21 protein-coding genes and 5 tRNA genes are annotated in these 18399 nt (G+C 39.1%); all 26 read left to right on the forward strand.

Annotated elements, in window-relative coordinates; genetic code table 11:
• The 26 genes from ACE1ET_RS03505 to rplL all read left to right on the forward strand — a co-directional run bounded on the left by ACE1ET_RS03505 (position 1) and on the right by rplL (position 18291).
• Entirely contained in the window at positions 1 to 1203 is a 1203-nt protein-coding gene (locus tag ACE1ET_RS03505) for an FtsW/RodA/SpoVE family cell cycle protein (protein ID WP_375726979.1), read from the forward strand.
• On the forward strand, positions 1196 to 2287 hold the full coding sequence (murG, locus tag ACE1ET_RS03510) for an undecaprenyldiphospho-muramoylpentapeptide beta-N-acetylglucosaminyltransferase (RefSeq protein ID WP_375726980.1): 1092 nt from the start codon (positions 1196 to 1198) through the stop codon (positions 2285 to 2287). Before ACE1ET_RS03505 ends, murG begins: the two co-directional genes overlap by 8 nt.
• Positions 2287 to 3669 (forward strand): UDP-N-acetylmuramate--L-alanine ligase, encoded by a 1383-nt coding sequence (gene murC / locus ACE1ET_RS03515; protein ID WP_375726981.1) that lies wholly within the window; start codon positions 2287 to 2289, stop codon positions 3667 to 3669. The genes murG and murC overlap by 1 nt, the downstream gene beginning before the upstream one ends.
• Positions 3662 to 4390: a cell division protein FtsQ/DivIB gene (locus ACE1ET_RS03520; RefSeq protein ID WP_375726982.1), complete on the forward strand. Its 729-nt coding sequence runs from the start codon at positions 3662 to 3664 to the stop codon at positions 4388 to 4390. Before murC ends, ACE1ET_RS03520 begins: the two co-directional genes overlap by 8 nt.
• Before the next feature lie 5 nt (positions 4391 to 4395).
• Positions 4396 to 5664 carry a cell division protein FtsA gene (ftsA, locus tag ACE1ET_RS03525; protein WP_375726983.1) on the forward strand — a complete coding sequence of 423 codons (1269 nt, stop codon included), beginning with the start codon at positions 4396 to 4398 and terminating at the stop codon, positions 5662 to 5664.
• 20 nt (positions 5665 to 5684) lie between these two features.
• A complete protein-coding gene (ftsZ, locus tag ACE1ET_RS03530; RefSeq protein WP_375726984.1) occupies positions 5685 to 7121 on the forward strand; it encodes a cell division protein FtsZ in 1437 nt (478 codons plus the stop codon).
• A gap of 10 nt (positions 7122 to 7131) precedes the next feature.
• Complete coding sequence (locus ACE1ET_RS03535; protein WP_375726985.1) at positions 7132 to 7584, forward strand: GatB/YqeY domain-containing protein; 453 nt, start codon at positions 7132 to 7134, stop codon at positions 7582 to 7584.
• A gap of 398 nt (positions 7585 to 7982) precedes the next feature.
• Positions 7983 to 8882 carry a hypothetical protein gene (locus tag ACE1ET_RS03540; protein WP_375726986.1) on the forward strand — a complete coding sequence of 300 codons (900 nt, stop codon included), beginning with the start codon at positions 7983 to 7985 and terminating at the stop codon, positions 8880 to 8882.
• Between the two features lie 127 nt (positions 8883 to 9009).
• Positions 9010 to 9360, forward strand: a complete 351-nt coding sequence (rplS, locus tag ACE1ET_RS03545; protein WP_375726987.1) for a 50S ribosomal protein L19 — start codon at positions 9010 to 9012, stop codon at positions 9358 to 9360.
• 68 nt (positions 9361 to 9428) lie between these two features.
• Positions 9429 to 10220, forward strand: coding sequence for a DUF2797 domain-containing protein (locus tag ACE1ET_RS03550; RefSeq protein ID WP_375726988.1), 792 nt, complete (start codon positions 9429 to 9431; stop codon positions 10218 to 10220).
• A gap of 60 nt (positions 10221 to 10280) precedes the next feature.
• Positions 10281 to 11666, forward strand: coding sequence for a phosphoglucosamine mutase (gene glmM / locus ACE1ET_RS03555; RefSeq protein ID WP_375726989.1), 1386 nt, complete (start codon positions 10281 to 10283; stop codon positions 11664 to 11666).
• A gap of 97 nt (positions 11667 to 11763) precedes the next feature.
• The gene (rpsU, locus tag ACE1ET_RS03560; RefSeq protein WP_375726990.1) at positions 11764 to 11955 is read left to right on the forward strand and encodes a 30S ribosomal protein S21; all 192 of its coding nucleotides are present in this window, start codon (positions 11764 to 11766) and stop codon (positions 11953 to 11955) included.
• A gap of 57 nt (positions 11956 to 12012) precedes the next feature.
• The gene (locus tag ACE1ET_RS03565) at positions 12013 to 12888 is read left to right on the forward strand and encodes a tyrosine-type recombinase/integrase (RefSeq protein ID WP_375726991.1); all 876 of its coding nucleotides are present in this window, start codon (positions 12013 to 12015) and stop codon (positions 12886 to 12888) included.
• A gap of 17 nt (positions 12889 to 12905) precedes the next feature.
• The gene (gene hpf / locus ACE1ET_RS03570) at positions 12906 to 13202 is read left to right on the forward strand and encodes a ribosome hibernation-promoting factor, HPF/YfiA family (protein ID WP_375726992.1); all 297 of its coding nucleotides are present in this window, start codon (positions 12906 to 12908) and stop codon (positions 13200 to 13202) included.
• 223 nt (positions 13203 to 13425) lie between these two features.
• Positions 13426 to 13507, forward strand: a tRNA-Tyr gene (locus ACE1ET_RS03575).
• Between the two features lie 154 nt (positions 13508 to 13661).
• A tRNA-Gly gene (locus ACE1ET_RS03580) sits at positions 13662 to 13734 on the forward strand.
• Between the two features lie 9 nt (positions 13735 to 13743).
• Positions 13744 to 13817, forward strand: a tRNA-Thr gene (locus ACE1ET_RS03585).
• An 82-nt stretch (positions 13818 to 13899) separates the two neighbouring features.
• Positions 13900 to 13971 (forward strand) — tRNA-Thr (locus ACE1ET_RS03590).
• A 55-nt stretch (positions 13972 to 14026) separates the two neighbouring features.
• On the forward strand, positions 14027 to 15214 hold the full coding sequence (gene tuf / locus ACE1ET_RS03595; RefSeq protein ID WP_375726993.1) for an elongation factor Tu: 1188 nt from the start codon (positions 14027 to 14029) through the stop codon (positions 15212 to 15214).
• A gap of 58 nt (positions 15215 to 15272) precedes the next feature.
• A tRNA-Trp gene (locus tag ACE1ET_RS03600) sits at positions 15273 to 15345 on the forward strand.
• A 15-nt stretch (positions 15346 to 15360) separates the two neighbouring features.
• Entirely contained in the window at positions 15361 to 15552 is a 192-nt protein-coding gene (gene secE, locus ACE1ET_RS03605) for a preprotein translocase subunit SecE (RefSeq protein ID WP_375726994.1), read from the forward strand.
• A 10-nt stretch (positions 15553 to 15562) separates the two neighbouring features.
• Positions 15563 to 16111: a transcription termination/antitermination protein NusG gene (gene nusG / locus ACE1ET_RS03610; RefSeq protein WP_375726995.1), complete on the forward strand. Its 549-nt coding sequence runs from the start codon at positions 15563 to 15565 to the stop codon at positions 16109 to 16111.
• Positions 16112 to 16176: 65 nt separating this feature from the next.
• Positions 16177 to 16620: a 50S ribosomal protein L11 gene (gene rplK, locus ACE1ET_RS03615; RefSeq protein WP_375726996.1), complete on the forward strand. Its 444-nt coding sequence runs from the start codon at positions 16177 to 16179 to the stop codon at positions 16618 to 16620.
• Between the two features lie 15 nt (positions 16621 to 16635).
• Positions 16636 to 17325, forward strand: coding sequence for a 50S ribosomal protein L1 (gene rplA / locus ACE1ET_RS03620; protein ID WP_375726997.1), 690 nt, complete (start codon positions 16636 to 16638; stop codon positions 17323 to 17325).
• 19 nt (positions 17326 to 17344) lie between these two features.
• Positions 17345 to 17866 (forward strand): 50S ribosomal protein L10, encoded by a 522-nt coding sequence (gene rplJ, locus ACE1ET_RS03625; protein ID WP_375726998.1) that lies wholly within the window; start codon positions 17345 to 17347, stop codon positions 17864 to 17866.
• Between the two features lie 44 nt (positions 17867 to 17910).
• Positions 17911 to 18291 carry a 50S ribosomal protein L7/L12 gene (gene rplL / locus ACE1ET_RS03630; protein WP_375726999.1) on the forward strand — a complete coding sequence of 127 codons (381 nt, stop codon included), beginning with the start codon at positions 17911 to 17913 and terminating at the stop codon, positions 18289 to 18291.
• Positions 18292 to 18399 lie beyond the last annotated feature (108 nt).

Raw genomic sequence — 18399 nt, forward strand, 5'->3', positions numbered from 1 at the left:
ATGCGACAGTTTCTGAGTAAATATTTTAAAGGTGATTCCATTATCTGGATGCTTATATTGCTTTTGGCAATTATTTCAGCTATTGCAGTATACAGTTCGTCCGGAACATTGGCATACAGGTATAAAGATGGAAATACGACCTATTATATACTCAGGCACGTGGTCTTTTTGCTGATTGGGTTTGGCGTTATTATTATGGTTCACAATATTCATTATAAGTATTTTTCCAGGTTATCGTTGTTATTATTGCCTCTCTCAATCGTTTTGCTTGTTCTAACTATTTTTTCCGGAAACAGCCTTAACGAGGCATCGCGTTGGATTACGGTTCCTATTATTGGACTTAGTTTTCAACCTTCCGAAATGGCCAAGATAGCACTCATCATGTATATTGCACGAATACTCTCCATGAAACAAAAGGATGATGAGCCAACACGCGATGCATTCAAACCCATTATGATTGCCATCGGGATTGTTTGTGGACTTATATTTACAGAGGACTTCTCAACTGCTATCCTGATTGCCGGTATCGGCATGTCTATGATGTTAATCGGACGGGTTCCTGTAAGTTACCTGCTTTACACTGTTGGTGCGGGTGCTGTTATCATCGCATTAATTGTTCTGCTAGCCATGCAGTTCCCTGATGTTAAAGCGTTTCACAGGGTGGAGACATGGATTTCAAGGGTGGAGACATTTGGAGAAAATGACAATGCTGACATGGACAAGGCCTTTCAGGCAAACCAGGCTAAAATTGCGATCTCAACCGGAGGATTATTTGGTAAAGGGCCGGGCAATAGCATACAGCGTGATTTCTTGCCGCATCCGTATTCCGATTTTATTTACGCCATGATAGTGGAAGAAGGTGGTTTGTTTTTCGGCATTATCGTGTTATTATTTTACCTCATCATGTTATACCGTGCCGGTGTCATTGTACGAAAGTGTCGAACTACTTTTCCTGCATTTCTGGTAATAGGTCTTATGCTTGCATTTACCTTGCAGGCTCTGGCACATATGGCCGTAAGTGTGAACCTTATCCCGGTTACTGGTCAAACACTACCAATGGTAAGTATGGGCGGAACATCCATTCTTTTTACTTCCATTGCATTGGGGATGGTGTTGAGTGTAAGTCGTTATGCGGTCATTGAAGAGGCAGAGGAGGTAGAGCAGGGGAAAAAGGAAATTAGTGAAATCGAAGATAATGAGTAAGAAAATTATCATATCAGGTGGAGGAACAGGGGGACATATCTTCCCTGCAGTTTCCATTGCAAATGCACTAAAACAGAAAGTTAAGGACATTGATATTCTGTTTGTAGGAGCCGAAGGCCGAATGGAAATGGAACGTGTTCCAGCAGAAGGATACCCTATTATTGGTTTGCCGGTAAGCGGATTCATCCGTAAGTTAACCTTTAAACATATTACGGTTTTGATCCGGTTATATAAAAGCCTGCGTAAAGCCAGAAAAATTGTCTCTGATTTTAACCCGGATGCCGTAGTTGGAGTTGGTGGATATGCCAGTGGCCCATTGGTGAAGCAAGCCGTTAAAAAAGGTATTCCAGCATTGTTACAGGAGCAGAATTCTTATGCCGGAGTAACAAATAAGTTGTTGGCCAAACAGGTAAAAACTATTTGTGTGGCTTATGAAGGGATGGGAACATATTTCCCGAAAGAAAAAATTATTCTAACAGGAAATCCGGTACGTCAGAACCTGTTGAAAAAATTCGACAGGAAAGAGGCTGTTAAATCGTTTGGCTTTGACCCGGAGAAAAAAACGGTATTGATTTTGGGTGGAAGCCTTGGCGCACGGACTATCAATCGAAGTGTAATGAAAAACCTTGATTTGATAGGCAAAAACGATGTGCAGTTTATCTGGCAAACCGGGAAGATTTATATTGACGAGGCAAAAGCTTCATTGCAGGGGGAGCACAAAAATATTTTTGTGACAGATTTTATTAAGGATATGGGGATGGCTTACGCAGCAGCTGATGTTGTAATTTCGCGTGCCGGTGCTGGTACAATTTCGGAACTGTGCTTGTTGGGAAAGGCGGTTATTCTAGTACCTTCTCCAAACGTGGCTGAGGATCACCAAACTAAAAATGCCATGGCATTGGTTGCAAAGGATGCTGCGATAATGGTAAAGGACATTAAAGCGGAAGACCAACTTATTGGTAAAGCACTTGAGTTAAGTGCTGATGAAAATAAATTAAAAGAATTACAAACACAGATATTAAAACTTGCATTACCGGACTCTGCCAATCGCATTGCAGATGAGGTTTTGAAACTGATAAAATAATGGACCTGAAAAATATAAATAATGTGTTTTTTGTTGGCGTTGGTGGCATTGGAATGAGCGCCCTGGCACGTTATTTTAAGTTTTTAGGTAAAAATGTGGCAGGTTACGACCGGACCCGGACAGAACTGACCGATGCTTTGGTTGCAGAAGGAATCCCCGTTAGTCATTGTCCCGACTCGGAATGTATAACCCGGGAATTCAGGAAGCCTGAACATACGCTGGTGGTTTACACACCGGCTGTTCCGCTCTCAACTCCTGTTATGGAATGGTTTAAGGAACGTAATTATAAGATACTGAAACGAGCAGAGGTTTTGGGTTTGCTCACCAGAGAACAAAAAGGAATTTGTGTGGCGGGAACACATGGAAAAACAACGGTTTCAACCATGATCAGCCATCTGCTTAAAAATTCATCTGTGGACTGTAATGCATTTTTAGGTGGAATATCGCTCAATTACAGCACCAATCTTCTGGTTTCGGAAAAAAGTGATTATGTGGTTATCGAAGCTGATGAATACGACCGCTCCTTTCATCAGTTACGTCCGGAGGTTGCCGTTATCACATCGGTTGATCCGGATCATCTGGAGATTTATGGCACTTACGAAAATGTGAAGGAAGGGTTCTGTAAGTTTGCATCGTTGGTTAAAAAGGGCGGAATCCTTTTGATGAAGAAAGGATTGCCATTGAATCCTGACCTGCGGCCGGGAGTCAGACAGTTTTCGTATAATATTTCCGGTCCTGCAGATTTTTATGCAGAAAAAATAAGAATTGAGAAAGGACAGTATGTTTTTGATCTGGTAACGCCGGACAGAAACATTACTGAACTAACATTAGGTGTTCCGGGTAGGGTGAATCTTGAAAATGCCGTGGTTTCACTTTCTGTGGCTTGTCTTTTGGGTTGCTCGGATGCGGAACTGAAAAACGGTATACATACGTTTAGGGGTAATAAGAGACGGTTCGAATATCATTATAAATCAGATCGGAGATGTTACATAGACGATTATGCACATCATCCGAACGAGATTAAAGCAACGCTGGAATCCATCAGGGAGCTTTATCCGTCAACAAGGCTGACGGGCATTTTTCAGCCGCATTTATATTCCCGCACAAAGGATTTTGCAGCAGAGTTTGCCCAAAGTCTGAGTTTGCTGGATGAATTAATTCTGCTGGATATTTATCCGGCCCGGGAAGAACCTGTTCCGGGTGTAACATCTGAGCTGATTTTTAGCCAGGTAAAGGCGGACCGGAAGATTTTGGTATCAAAAGAAAACCTTGTGAAGGAAATTGAAGAGAGCAAACCGGAATTATTGGTGTCAATGGGAGCCGGAGACATTGGAGAAATGGTTAGTGAAATTAAAAATGTAATGAAGAGATTGGATGCGTAAGGTAAGAAACATATTACTGGTTGTTATACCATTATTATATATAGTGGTGTCAATGGGATTTGTTTCAGAGAACAGTCATAAATTAATTTGCACAAAAATAGAGGTGACAGTCCTCGACAGTCTTACCAATACATTTATTGATCCGGAAGATGTATTGATGATGCTTAATAATGAAGGCATAAAACTGGAAGGACGCCGGATGAATGATATAAATGCACAGGAGGTGGAGGATTATATCGATAAACATCCGTCAATCTTAAAGAGTGAATGTTACAAGACGATTGGTGGAACATTCAGAATTGATGTGCATCAACGCAGACCACTGATCAGGGTATTAACAAATAAAAGTAATTATTACATCGACAGTAATGGTGATATTATGCCGTTTTCAAAGCACTATACGGCATTTGTTCCGGTCGCAACAGGAAATGTAAACAACGACAATATAAAACATGGGTTGTTTGCTTTAGGAAAATTTCTGGACGAAAGTGAATTCTGGCGGGCCCAAATATCACAGATTAATGTAGTGGATGACAGGGATGTGACTATCATTCCGCGTGTTGGGAACCATGAAATTGAGTTCGGATCACTCGATAATATTGAAGAAAAGTTTGCCCGGCTCAAAGCATTGTATAAAACAAAGTTTAATACCGAAGGCTGGAACCGGTATAAGAAAATAAGCGTTAAATTTGAGAATCAGGTTGTATGTACGAAAAAATAAGGCCCATGGAAAAATTCATTGCAGCATTAGACTTGGGAACAAGTGAAATAAGAGGTGTGTTAGGGAAAAAGGATGCCAACGGAAACGTTTCTGTTTTGGCTGTTAAAACGGTCAAATCAGATGGCATAACTCGAGGATTAATTATTAATCTTGATACAGTGGCCCGGGCGGTTCGGGAAATTGGTCTTGATCTGGAGAAAAGCACAGGTAAAAAGATTGAAAAGTTCTTTGTTGGCTCAGGCGGAAGCATGATTTATGCCCGTCAGAACAGCTCGTATAAAAGAATGAATCAGAAAGGAGAGTTTTCCGCTGACATGATTGCCGATCTCCGAAGAGAAAATGAATCCATTGTTCTGGATTTCGATGCTGAAATTATTGATATAAAGAATCAGGGCTATATTGTTGATGATGAATTTGAAATTGTAGATCCTGTAGGCGTACACGGATCAAAGATTGAAGGTGACTATGTGGTGATGGGCATCAAGCGTAATGACAAAGAAACAATTCGCAAATGCATTGAAAAGGCAGGCTATGAACTGGCCGGAATAGTTTTAACGCCGCTTGCAACTGCTGAAACGCTTTTAAGCAAGGATGAAAAAGAACTTGGCGCTGTATCTGTCGATTTTGGTGCAGGAAAAACAAGTGTTGTTGTTTACAAAGGAAATAAGCTGAGCCGTATCGCGGTGCTGCCGTTTGGTGGTAATGTAGTAAGTAAGGATCTGGCAACAGGATGCAATGTCATATTGGACAAAGCTGAAAAGGCCAAGATAAAACACGGGTCTGCTGTTGCTGAACTGCAATCGGAAGATGACAGAATTACGATTCCTGCCACTCCGGGATGGGAAGCGAAAGAGCTTTCATTTAAAACCATGGCATACATAATACAATCAAGGGTAGAGGAGATTTTGGCTAATGTACTCAACCAGATAGAAAAAAGTAGTGTTTATGAAAAGCTTGGAGCCGGAATTGTATTGTCTGGCGGTAGTGCACAGTTGAAAGATATACAGCAGCTGGTTAAATTGAAAACCGGACTGGATGTAAGAATCGGAGTCCCATCGAATGTTCATGCAAATCTGAATGAAAACACATGTGCCGGAATAATGGGGATTTTAGCTGAAGCCGATGAAGACTGCGTTAATAAAGAAGAATTTAAAACACTGGAGCATAAAAAAGTTAAACAGAAGAAACAAAAAGTGGAACGAACCGGTAATCTCTTTGGAAACTTACTGAAGACCGTAGACAACTTTTTTGATGATGAAGATAAATCAATGTAAAACACCAAAACAATAATAATATGGATGAAATACTGGAAATAGGATTGCCAAAACAAAGACCATCAATTATTAAGGTTGTTGGTGTTGGAGGAGGTGGAAGTAATGCGGTAAATTACATGTTCCATCAGGGCATTCGCGATGTTGAATTTATGGTTTGTAACACTGATGCGCAGGCACTGGATAATTCTCCCGTACCTCAGAAAATACAGTTAGGGGAAACTTTAACTTCTGGTCTTGGTGCGGGAAGTAAACCAGATATTGGTCGCGAAGCTGCCCGTGAAAGTGTTAGGGAAATTGAGGAAGCTTTGGGCGGGGCAACAAAAATGGTATTTATTACGGCAGGTATGGGAGGCGGAACCGGAACAGGAGCTGCTCCTGTTATTGCAGAAATTGCAAAGGACCTCGGGCTTTTAACCGTAGCTATCGTTACCATACCGTTTCTTTTTGAAGGAGCCAAACGTGTTACCCAGGCTCTGGATGGAGTAGAAGAAATACAGCGTCATGTGGATGCACTTTTGGTGATAAGCAATCAGAAACTCAGGGAGATTTATGGTGACCTGAAACTATCCAATGCCTTTTCAAAAGCCGATGACGTGTTGTTAACGGCTACCAAAGGTATTGCTGAAATAATTACTCTGCCAGGATATGTAAATGTGGACTTTGCCGACGTGCAGACCGTGATGAAGAACAGTGGTATTGCTATCATGGGTATGGGATCGGCTTCAGGTGATAACCGGGCTTATAAAGCTATTGAACACGCGTTAATATCTCCTTTGCTGAATAATAACGATATTACAGGATCAAAAGACATCCTGCTTAATATTACTTCCGGTAATGTTGAAATCACCATGGACGAGGTTGGCCAGATAACAGATTATATCCAGGAAAAAGTTGGACTTGAGGCTTCAATAATCTGGGGTACTGGCAGTGATGCGTCTCTTGGAGATGCTATCAGTGTGTCGATTATTGCAACTGGTTTTACAGAAAAAAGTATTCCGGAACTTGTAGAAAAACAGAAGAGCCGGGTAAGAAAGTTTAATCTTGAAGATGATGAAACCGCTCCTGATCAGGAACCTGAAGATGATGTTCCCCGATTAGAGTTTGGTAAAGAGGAACCGGAAGAACTTCCGATAAAGGAGGTCGATTTCACCAAGAAGGAGATGGATGACAAAGCCCGGTATGAGCTGTTTTACGGAAACAAAAAAAGCAATGCTGGATTTGAAGTTTCAGCTCCTGCAGCAAAAAAACATCCTATAGGACTAAGAACTTCCCTTTCGGCTGATGATCTTGAAAATGATAAACTGATTGATATGATGGAAAATATTCCTGCATATCAAAGAAGTAATGTAAATATTTCGGGTAATGAACCGGAAGAGGTTTCCCGTTTTAGTATCAATGAAAATGGTGAAGGCATTTCGTTGAATGAGGATAATTCGTTTTTTACTAACGTAGATTAAAATACAGGCTATGAGTTTAGAGCAAAATGTAAATGAGGAACTTAAACAGGCTATGAAGGCCAAGGATAAAGTTAAACTTGATACTCTGCGAGGAATTAAGAAAGAAATAATTGAGGCTAAAACAGCGAAAGGTGCATCTGCAGAACTGACTGAAGATTTGGAAATGAAAATTTTGCAGAAGATGTTGAAACAACGGCAGGATTCTGCGGCAATTTATGATGAACAGAACAGACCTGATCTGGCTGAAGACGAGCGGAATCAGGCAGCTGTAATTTCGGAATTCTTGCCGAAACAATTATCTGCGGATGAACTTGAAGCTGAAATATCAAAACTGCTAACTGAGCTGGGAGTTGATTCTATGGCTGGCATGGGAAGAGTGATGGGGGAAGCAACCAAGCGCTTTGCCGGTAAAGCCGATGGCAAAACTATTTCTTCTATCGTGAAAAATAAATTAGCACATTAAGATTTATTTAATGCATAAAAAAAACTCGCTAACAGCGAGTTTTTTTATTTTAGGCTAATGGGCTTCAAGTTAAGGATTTTTGGAAACCTAACAAGTTTTAAGGATGAACGTTTCTTGCACTACAAATGTATGGTGAGTTTTGCAAATAAAAATCACATAAAACCATAATTCTTTATATCACGGAAAACCGTTAGTTTTCTTCTGTGTTAGGCTTTATGAAAGGACTTTATATGGTTGCTTTGTTAAGGCTCATGATGAAAAAAAATAACTTTTGTTCAGGACATATAAAGCACTTAAATATTTTGATATACAATATAATTTGTTTTTTTTTGTTTCTCAATAATGAGTTATGCAAGATTTATTTATATATCTTTGTCGTTAATTGAATGTTAATGTAGATGGGCCTTAGAAAAAGCTACCATATATATCTGTTAATTTTGCTAATCAGTTGTTTTATTTCCACTACAGCTTATTCACAATATTATGGATACAACAGAGGATACGATATCTCTAAAGGTTTATCTGTGTCTGTGATGTTTGGTCCAACAATTTTTGCAGGTGATCTTGGGATGGAACTTTTTCAGAGTGAAGCCAGTAAAGTTAATAAGCAAAATAACTATATGGGAATATCATATGGTGTTCTTTTTGTAAAGGATATAGTAGAGGCTGCCAGCGTTCGTCTGCAGTTTAATCGTGGTACTCTGCAGGGTACGCGTTTAAACGAAGATGGTAATCCATTGCTTGAATTTAATACCAACCTGAAGTATGAAATGAGCCTGGGTGCTCATGTGAATATAAATAATATCATTGGCGGCTATTATAATTACAGAATTGTCAACTTTTATACCATCACCAGCCTGATGATTCTTTCTTACGATCATCAGGCCATGCTGGGATCTGCCCATCCTGCTTATGTTGTAGGTGGAGATAATACCGATAGAATACATTATCCGTATTTGAATGGTGTTCCGGAGACACAAACCATCTTTATGACTAAGTTGGGCGGAGGAGCCAGATTCAGAGTGGATAATAACTGGAGTGTCAACCTTGAATTAACTGGAAATCTGCCATTATCCTCAAGTATGGAAGGTGCTGATTTACTGGATGGTTACCAGACTTATGCAGATGGAACGCCTACAAATTATTCTGATTTTTATTATACGGTTCAGGTCGGTGTTCAGTATACGTTTAAGTCTAATGGTTTCAGGTCCTTACCAAAATACAACCGGAAATCATACAAGTATAAGTATAAGCGGTTTAAATATAACCCGGGACGTAAACGTCTGTTGCGTCGCTAAATATTTCCCGTTAGGATTTGTTACAATAAAATTATTGCTATCTTTGCAACCCGAATTTCGTGTAATCGCTGGCAGAATAAGAGTGGTCTGTTATGTTACGCGTTGATTAACAGTTAAATAAATAATCATGGATTTGATTAAAGCAGTAGAACAGGAATTTAGCGCAGAAGTAAAAGAGTTTCCTAAATTTAAAGCAGGGGATACCGTTTCTGTAGATTACAAAATTATTGAGGGTAACAAAGAACGTGTACAGCAGTTTCGTGGTGTGGTTATTAAAATTAAAGGTGAAGGATCAAAAAAATCCTTTACTGTAAGAAAAATGTCTGATAACATTGGAGTGGAGAGGATTTTTCCATTCGATTCACCATTTATTGAAAATATAACTGTGAATAAAGTTGGTAAGGTACGTCGGGCTAAATTATTTTATTTGCGCGGTCTTACTGGTAAAAAAGCAAGAATCAAGGAGAAACGATTTTAATAAATTTTTTTAGAGGAAGAGCCGTCCGTTTGGACGGCTTTTTTTATTTTTATGCAAATCAAAATCTCATGGCCGAATACATTTTAAAGAAACTGGATGCTCAGATGGGCAATCCTGTAAGCTATTCCATTGGGGCTGCTGCAACACTTGTGCGTTTGAATGATCTTATTGGATCAGAAGTTGAAATAGTGTATAAGAATAAAATAGTTTGCAGTTGGTGTGGTAAGCAAACCAATAAATCGTTTGGGCAGGGTTACTGTTATAACTGCTTTGTTTCGTGTCCCGAAACAGAGGAATGTATTTTAAGACCGGAGCTTTGTAAAATTCAATGGGGTGAGGCTAGAGATCTGCAATGGGCTGCAGACCATCATTTGCAACCACATTATGTTTATTTGTCATTTACCAGTAATTTTAAAGTGGGGGTGACCCGAAAAACTCAGGTGCCGACACGATGGATTGATCAGGGGGCATTGGCTGCAATGGCTGTCCTTGAGGTGCCCAACAGGCATATTGCAGGTGTTGTGGAGGATTACATGAAACAGTTTTTTTCCGACAGGACGAAATGGAATGAAATGTTGAGTATTATATATTCCGATATTTATTTTTCTGAAAGTTACACAATGTTTTTAGAACAATTACCGGAAGAATTTAACCAGTATATTATTAAGGATCCACAAATACAAGCCATTACGTATCCTTACCAGATTGTTCCTAATGGTTTGAGGAATATAAATCTTGAAAAGGAAAATACTGTAAAAGGAACGCTTGCCGGCATTAAAGGTCAGTATGTTGTTTTTAAAGATGGGAAAGCAATAAATATCCGAAAATATACAGGATACCTGGTAGATCTGATTTTCTGATGTAACAACGTTTTGCCGGTGGAGTATTAAGTAGTAAATTTGTGCCTTTAAAATTTGACTATGACCCTTATAAAATCAATATCAGGCATTCGGGGTACTATTGGAGGTGCGCCGGGAGAAGGATTAACTCCATTGGATGTTGTGAAGTTTTCGGCTGCATATGCAAAATGGCTGGAGCAAAATACATCAGTTAAGAATAAAAAAGTTGTGATTGGCAGAGATGCCCGGGTTTCAGGTCCGATGGTGGTACAACTTATTGAAGGTACCCTTATTGGGATGGGAGTAAATGTTGTTAATATTGGTCTGGCTTCAACGCCGACTACTGAAATGGCAGTTATTAATGAAGCAGCTCAGGGAGGTATCATTGTAACAGCAAGTCATAATCCGTTTCAATGGAATGCACTGAAACTGTTAAATGACAAAGGTGAATTCCTCTCTGCAGGTGATGGTGAAAAAATACTGAAGATAGCTGATAGCAATAGTTTTCAATTTGCTGATGTACATAATTTGGGAACTGTAAAGGTTAAGGAAAATTACGATGATCATCATATAGATAAGATACTGAAACTGGATCTGGTAGATGTAGATGCAATTAGCAAGGCCAGGTTTAAAGTTGCAATTGATTGTGTCAATTCTGTTGGAGGGATTATTTTACCTAAATTATTAATTGCTCTTGGTGTTGAAGAAGTTCTGGAGCTTAATGTAGAACCGGATGGGCATTTCCCTCATAATCCCGAACCGTTGCCGGAAAATCTTACTGACCTTTCTGCCTTAATTAAGGATCAGAAAGCTGATATTGGTTTTGTTGTTGATCCGGATGTGGACCGTTTGGCTTTAGTGTGTGAGGATGGCTCTATGTTTGGTGAAGAATATACCCTGGTTGCTGTCGCGGATTATATTTTAGGATCAATACCAGGCAATACCGTTTCTAACCTGAGCTCTACCAGAGCTTTAAGAGATGTTACTGCTCGTCATGGAGGGAAGTATGCTGCTTCAGCCGTTGGCGAAGTAAATGTTGTGGAAAAAATGAAAGAAACCGGAGCTGTTATCGGTGGAGAAGGTAATGGTGGTGTTATATATCCTGAATTGCACTATGGTCGCGATGCATTAGTAGGCGTTGCATTGTTTCTGACTTATCTGGCAAAACAAAACAAGACACTTACGGAACTTAAGGCTACATTTCCATATTATCATATTTCAAAGAATAAAATTGAGCTTCCTCAGAACGTAGATGTTGATGAGGTGCTGTTAAAACTGAAGGATAAATTTGCAACAGAAAAAGTTACGGACATTGACGGTGTTAAAATAGACTTTGAAAAGAAATGGGTTCATTTAAGGAAATCAAATACGGAACCAATTATCCGGATTTACAGCGAGGCCGAAACGGAAAAAGCCGCTAATGAGCTGGCTATGAAATTTATCGGTGAAATTAAGACGCTTTTGTAAATAGTTTTATGAAAAGTGATTAAAAACTTTGCATTTTAATTTTCATTGTATAATTTTGCATGCCAATTTAAATAAACGAAATTAAAAAGAATATAATATGATTATTGTTCCTGTAAAAGAGGGTGAGAACATCGAGAGAGCGTTAAAAAAATTTAAACGTAAATTCGAAAAGACAGGTGTTGTTCGTGAGTTGAGATCACGTCAGGCTTTTACCAAGCCATCTGTAGAGATGAGACAGCAAAAACTCAAAGCTATTTACAAGCAGCAACTTCAGCAGGAAGAAGATTAAAGTATTTTGGGCAGTCCCTATAATTTTCGTATATTCGTTTAGGAGATTTGCCCATATATGTTGATTGATCAATTTCTAAAATATATACAGTATGAGAAGAATTATTCTACTCATACTGTTTTTGCTTATAAAAAGGATATAGAACAATTTTTTGAGTTTCTTGGGGGAGATGAACCAAAACCCGAAAATGTTGATAGTTCTGATATCCGTCTGTGGATTTCCCAACTTTATGATGACGGTATTTCGCCAAAATCGGTTAACCGAAAACTTTCCTCGTTAAAATCTTTTTTTAAATATCTGCACAAGCAGGATATTGTTAAGTCTGATCCGGCCCAATTGGTAGAAGGACCCAGGATTCCCAAACGACTTCCAACTTTTATAAAAGAGAAAGAAATGGAACTTTTGCTCGGGGATGTAGATTTTGGAGACGATTTTTCTGCAGTAAGGGACAAAGCCGTTATAGAGATGTTTTACGGAACAGGGATTCGCTTAAGCGAATTGGTTTCACTCACACATAAGGGTGTCGATTTGCCATCAGGAGTAATTAAGGTTACAGGGAAAAGAAATAAGCAGCGCCTGATTCCGCTCAATAGAAAGTTGGAAGAAACACTTTTAACATATATTGATGAAAAAAGTAAAAATGGGTTCAACTTTGACGGATCGTTTTTTGTTACAAATAAAGGAGAGGACGTATATGAAAAACTAATCTACAGAATAGTGAAAAAACACCTGGCTATGATCACCACGCAATCGAAGAAAAGTCCACATGTATTACGACATACATTTGCAACGATATTATTAAATAAAGGTGCTGATATTAACGCTGTAAAAGCACTTTTGGGTCACGCCAACCTGTCTGCAACGGAAGTATATACGCATAATACTTTCGAAGAATTAAAAAAAGTTTACAACAAAGCTCATCCCAGAGCTTAAATTATGGAGGTAAAATTATGGATATCCGTATTAATTCAGTTCGTTTCGACCACTCTGAACAACTTGAACAGTTTATTCAGAAGAAAGTAGGTAAATTAGATAAGTATTTTGAAGGTATAATAAACGTAGATGTGATCCTGCGTGTAGTTAAGCCTGAAAGTTCTATCAATAAAAAAGTAGAATTAAAGGTTAATGTGCCTAATAGTGAGTTATTTGCAGACAAGACAGCTGATTCTTTTGAAGAGGCTTTGGATTTAACAATTGATGCGGTAAAAAAACAATTGACAAAGCACAAAGAAAAATTAAAACGTTAGTTTTTAAAGCGTTAATACCAGAGGCTTTTGGCAGTGCCTCAGAAAGTGAATTGCAGACAGAAAAAAAAGATGAAAAATTTTTGTAAGAAAAAATTATTCTCTACATTTGCACACCGTTTCGTCAGGGTACTGTCGGAACGGTTTTTTAAAGTTCTTTTTTTTGGTGGAACAAGATTGAAGCAGATTAATCAGTGATGTTAATTTGAACAATTTTTTAATATTTGGGAAGATACCGAAGCGGTCAAACGGGGCAGACTGTAAATCTGTTGGCTCAGCCTTCGTAGGTTCGAATCCTGCTCTTCCCACTTTAAAGAATTTACTTAACGAAGTAAGTTCTGCGCAAAAGGAAAACAATCTGAGTCAGATTAATTAAAAAGATTAATGACCGGCTTTTGCATTTAAAGACAAGGTTCTTTGAGACAATGATCTGATCGAGCAGTTTTAATGCTAAAAAAATTTGCGGGAGTAGCTCAGTTGATAGAGCATCAGCCTTCCAAGCTGAGGGTCGCGGGTTTGAGCCCCGTCTCCCGCTCTGCTTTTTGCCGGATTAGCTCAGTTGGCCAGAGCACGTGATTTGTAATCTCGGGGTCCTCAGTTCGAATCTGAGATCCGGCTCTTTATCTTATTTAATGATCAGGTAAAGAAGACCTCAAATTATTACCTTGAGGTGTAGGGGGAACCCTAATCTACCGAGTTTGCCGACGTAGCTCAGGGGTAGAGCGCTTCCTTGGTAAGGAAGAGGTCACGGGTTCAATTCCCGTCGTTGGCTCTAAACATGAGAATTTAACATTTAATTATTTATAAAACATATAATCGTTTGAGTTATGGCTAAAGAACATTTTGATCGGTCGAAACCTCATGTTAATATTGGTACTATCGGTCACGTTGACCATGGTAAGACTACTTTAACTGCAGCTATTACAACTGTACTTGCCAAAAAAGGTCTTTCTGAAGTAAAAGCTTTTGATTCTATTGATAATGCACCTGAAGAAAAAGAAAGGGGTATTACAATTAACACTGCACACGTAGAGTATCAAACTGAAAAACGTCACTATGCGCACGTTGACTGTCCGGGACACGCCGACTATGTTAAGAACATGGTAACTGGTGCTGCTCAGATGGATGGTGCAATTCTTGTTGTTGCCGGTACTGATGGTCCTATGCCTCAGACTCGTGAGCACATCCTGCTTGCTCGTCAGGTAAACGTACCTCGTATCGTTGTATTCCTCAACAAAGTAGATATGGTTGACGATGCAGAGCTTTTGGAACTTGTTGAAATGGAAGTTCGTGAATTACTTGACTTTTATGAATTTGATGGTGACAACACACCTATTATTCAGGGGTCTGCTCTTGGTGCATTAAATGGCGAACCAGAGTGGGAAGAAAAAGTTATGGAATTAATGGATGCAGTAGATGAGTGGATTCCACTACCTCCACGTGATATTGACAAGCCATTCCTGATGCCAGTAGAGGATATCTTCTCAATTACTGGACGTGGAACTGTAGCAACAGGTCGTATTGAATCCGGAATCATTAAAACTGGTGAAGAAATGCAGATCATCGGTCTTGGTGCTGAAGGTAAGAAAACTGTATGTACTGGTGTTGAGATGTTCCGTAAAATTCTTGATGAAGGACAGGCTGGTGATAACGTAGGTCTTCTGCTTCGTGGTATTGATAAAAACGAAGTTAAAAGGGGTATGGTTATCGTAAAACCAGGTACAATTAAACCTCATATTAAAGTTAAAGCCGAGGTTTATATCCTGAAAAAAGAAGAAGGTGGACGTCACACTCCATTCCATAATAAGTACCGTCCTCAGTTCTACATTCGTACACTGGATGTAACAGGTGAGATTACACTTCCTGAAGGAACTGAAATGGTAATGCCTGGTGACAACCTTACCATTACTGTTGATCTTATCTATCCGGTAGCTTGTAACGTAGGTTTACGTTTCGCTATCCGTGAAGGTGGTAGAACAGTTGGTGCGGGTCAGATCACTGAAATTCTTGAGTAATTATTTAATTCTCAAAATATAAGATAAGTCCCGGCCATTTCATGACTGGGACTTTTACACGGGTTTAGCTCAGTTGGTAGAGCACTGGTCTCCAAAACCAGGTGTCGGGAGTTCGAGTCTCTCAACCCGTGCAATCAACATTTATTATGAAATTAGTAGATAATATAAAAGCTTCGTATGACGAGCTTGTAAACAAAGTGACCTGGCCAACCTGGTCAGAACTCGTTAACAGTTCAATTGTTGTTTTAACTGCTTCCGTTTTAATTGCGCTGTTAATATTTATTATGGACTTAGGCTTCAAGAATTTGATGGACTTTATCTACAATTTAGTTTACTAATCAATTGGGCATGACTGAGAAATTAGAAAAAAAGTGGTATGTATTAAGGGCTATTGGTGGTAAAGAGAAGAAGGTAAAAGAACTTCTTGAACACGAAATGGCTAATACCGATTTAGGGAAATACGTTTCTCAGGTATTAATCCCAACAGAGAAGGTCTATCAAATCAGGAACGGTAAGAAAATCAGTAAGGAGAGAAACTTTTTTCCTGGTTACATCTTAATCGAAGCAGCACTCGTTGGTGAAGTGCCTCACACATTAAGAAATTTAACCAATGTAATCGGCTTCCTGGGGGATGGTGGAGAACTGCCGACACCTCTGCGATTATCTGAGGTTAACAGGATTTTAGGAAAAGTGGATCAATTGGCTGATTCTGATGAAGAAATGGCCGTTCCTTTCTTCGTTGGCGAAACCATCAAAGTTACTTCAGGACCTTTTAACGGGTTCAATGGTATCATTGAGGAAGTTAATGAAGAGAAGAAAAAGTTGAAAGTGATGGTTAAGATCTTCGGTCGTAAAACACCGCTGGAGCTTGGCTTCATGGATGTTGAGAAGGAATAGGCAATGGATGTTACGCATTTGTCAGAATTCCTGTAAAATTAACAATTTCAAAGTAACGATTTATCATGGCTAAAGAAATTGCTGGACTTATAAAGTTACAGATCAGAGGAGGAGCAGCGAATCCCTCACCACCAGTAGGACCTGCATTAGGTGCTAAAGGTGTTAATATCATGGAGTTTTGCAAGCAATTCAATGCCAGAACTCAGGATAAGGCTGGTAAAGTATTACCGGTTGTTATCACTGTATATAGCGATAAGTCGTTCGATTTTGTCATCAAAACACCTCCTGCAGCAGTTCAGTTGTTGGAAGCCGCTAAGTTAAAGAGCGGTTCTGCTGAACCAAACAGGAAAAAAGTGGCTCAGGTAACCTGGGATCAGGTAAAGGCCATAGCAGAAGACAAAATGAGCGACCTTAACTGCTTTACAGTAGAGTCTGCCATGAGAATGATTGCAGGTACTGCACGAAGTATGGGAATCACTGTTTCCGGAGAGTTTCCGGTTAATCAATAAAACAGAATTTTGAAAATGAGTAAATTAACAAAAAATCAAAAAGCTGCTTTAGAAAAGATTGAAGCCGGAAAAGCCTATACTCTAGCTGAGGCATCAGCATTGGTAAAGGAAGTAACCTATACCAAATTCGATGCATCAGTTGATATAGATGTTCGTTTAGGTGTAGATCCTAGAAAAGCTAACCAAATGGTTAGAGGTATTGTTTCACTTCCTCACGGAACAGGTAAAGAAACCAGAGTACTGGTTCTTTGTACTCCCGAAAAGGAAGAAGAAGCAAAAGCAGCTGGAGCAGATTACGTAGGTTTGGATGACTATATTGATAAGATCAAAGGTGGTTGGACAGATGTAGACGTAATTATTACCATGCCTCCTGTAATGGGGAAAGTTGGTCAGTTAGGACGAATCTTAGGGCCTCGTGGTTTAATGCCAAACCCTAAGAGCGGTACTGTTACAATGGAAGTTGGTAAAGCTGTGAGTGAAGTTAAACAAGGTAAAATTGATTTTAAAGTTGATAAATACGGAATTGTACACACATCTATCGGTAAAGTAAACTTTACACCCGATAAACTGGTGGACAACGCTAAGGAATTTATTGACACCTTGAATAAGCTGAAACCATCTGCTGCCAAAGGAACTTACATTAAAAGCATTTATCTTTCAAGTACCATGAGTCCTGGTATCAAAGTGGACCCTAAAGAGTTTTAATCTTTAATAGGACAAGAAAATGAAAAAGGAAGATAAAAGTGCATTAATAAGCGATTTGTCATCAAAACTTGAAGAGTATAGTCACTTCTATTTAGCTGATATTGCAGATCTCGATTCTGTAAAATCAAGCAACCTTAGAAGAGAGTGCTTCAATAAAGACATAAAGCTGATTGTAGTTAAGAATACACTTCTTAAAAAAGCTCTTGAAAACAGCGAGACAGATTATAGTGAACTCTATCCTGTTTTAAAAGGAAATACATCGGTAATGTTTAGCAATACCGGTAATATTCCTGCAAAACTTATCAAGGAATTCAGAAAAAAAGCAGATAAGCCTGTGCTTAAAGCTGCTTATGTTGAAGAGTCTTGCTATGTCGGTGAAAATCAGTTGGATTTTCTCGCAACTATTAAGAGTAAAGATGAGCTCATTGGTGATCTTATTGCCTTGTTGCAATCACCAGCTAAAAATGTTATCTCAGGCCTTCAGGGTGCTGCAGGTGGCAAAATCCACGGCTTGTTAAAAGCAATGGAAGAAAGAGAGTAGTTTTTTATATCAAATTTTTGAAATATAATTAAATAAATAGAAAAATGGCTGATTTGAAAAAATTTGCTGAAGAGTTAGTAAACCTTACAGTTAAAGAAGTAAATGAATTAGCAAGCATCCTCAAAGAAGAATATGGTATTGAACCTGCTGCCGCTGCTGTTGCCGTTGCTGGTCCTGCTGCTGGTGGAGAAGCTGGTGCTGCTGCTGAAGAAAAAACAGAATTCGATGTTATCTTAAAATCTGCAGGTGCTTCTAAACTTGCGATCGTTAAACTTGTTAAAGAATTAACAGGTCTTGGTCTTAAAGAAGCAAAAGCAGTTGTAGATGAAGCTCCAGGTGCTATTAAAGAAGGTGTTAGCAAAGACGAAGCTGAAGCACTCAAAAAACAGCTTGAAGAAGCTGGTGCTGAAGTTGAAGTTAAATAAAACTGCGCCGGTTAATCCGGATTACGGTTTAGAGCCTCTCTGAGGTTCTAAACCTTTTTCTGTATATAAAAGTCCTTGATCTTCGGGCTGTTTTGAAGATCGTATTTT

Source organism: Quyinboa mangrovi, from assembly GCF_042219825.1.
Taxonomy (GTDB): domain Bacteria; phylum Bacteroidota; class Bacteroidia; order Bacteroidales; family UBA5342; genus JBHJHP01.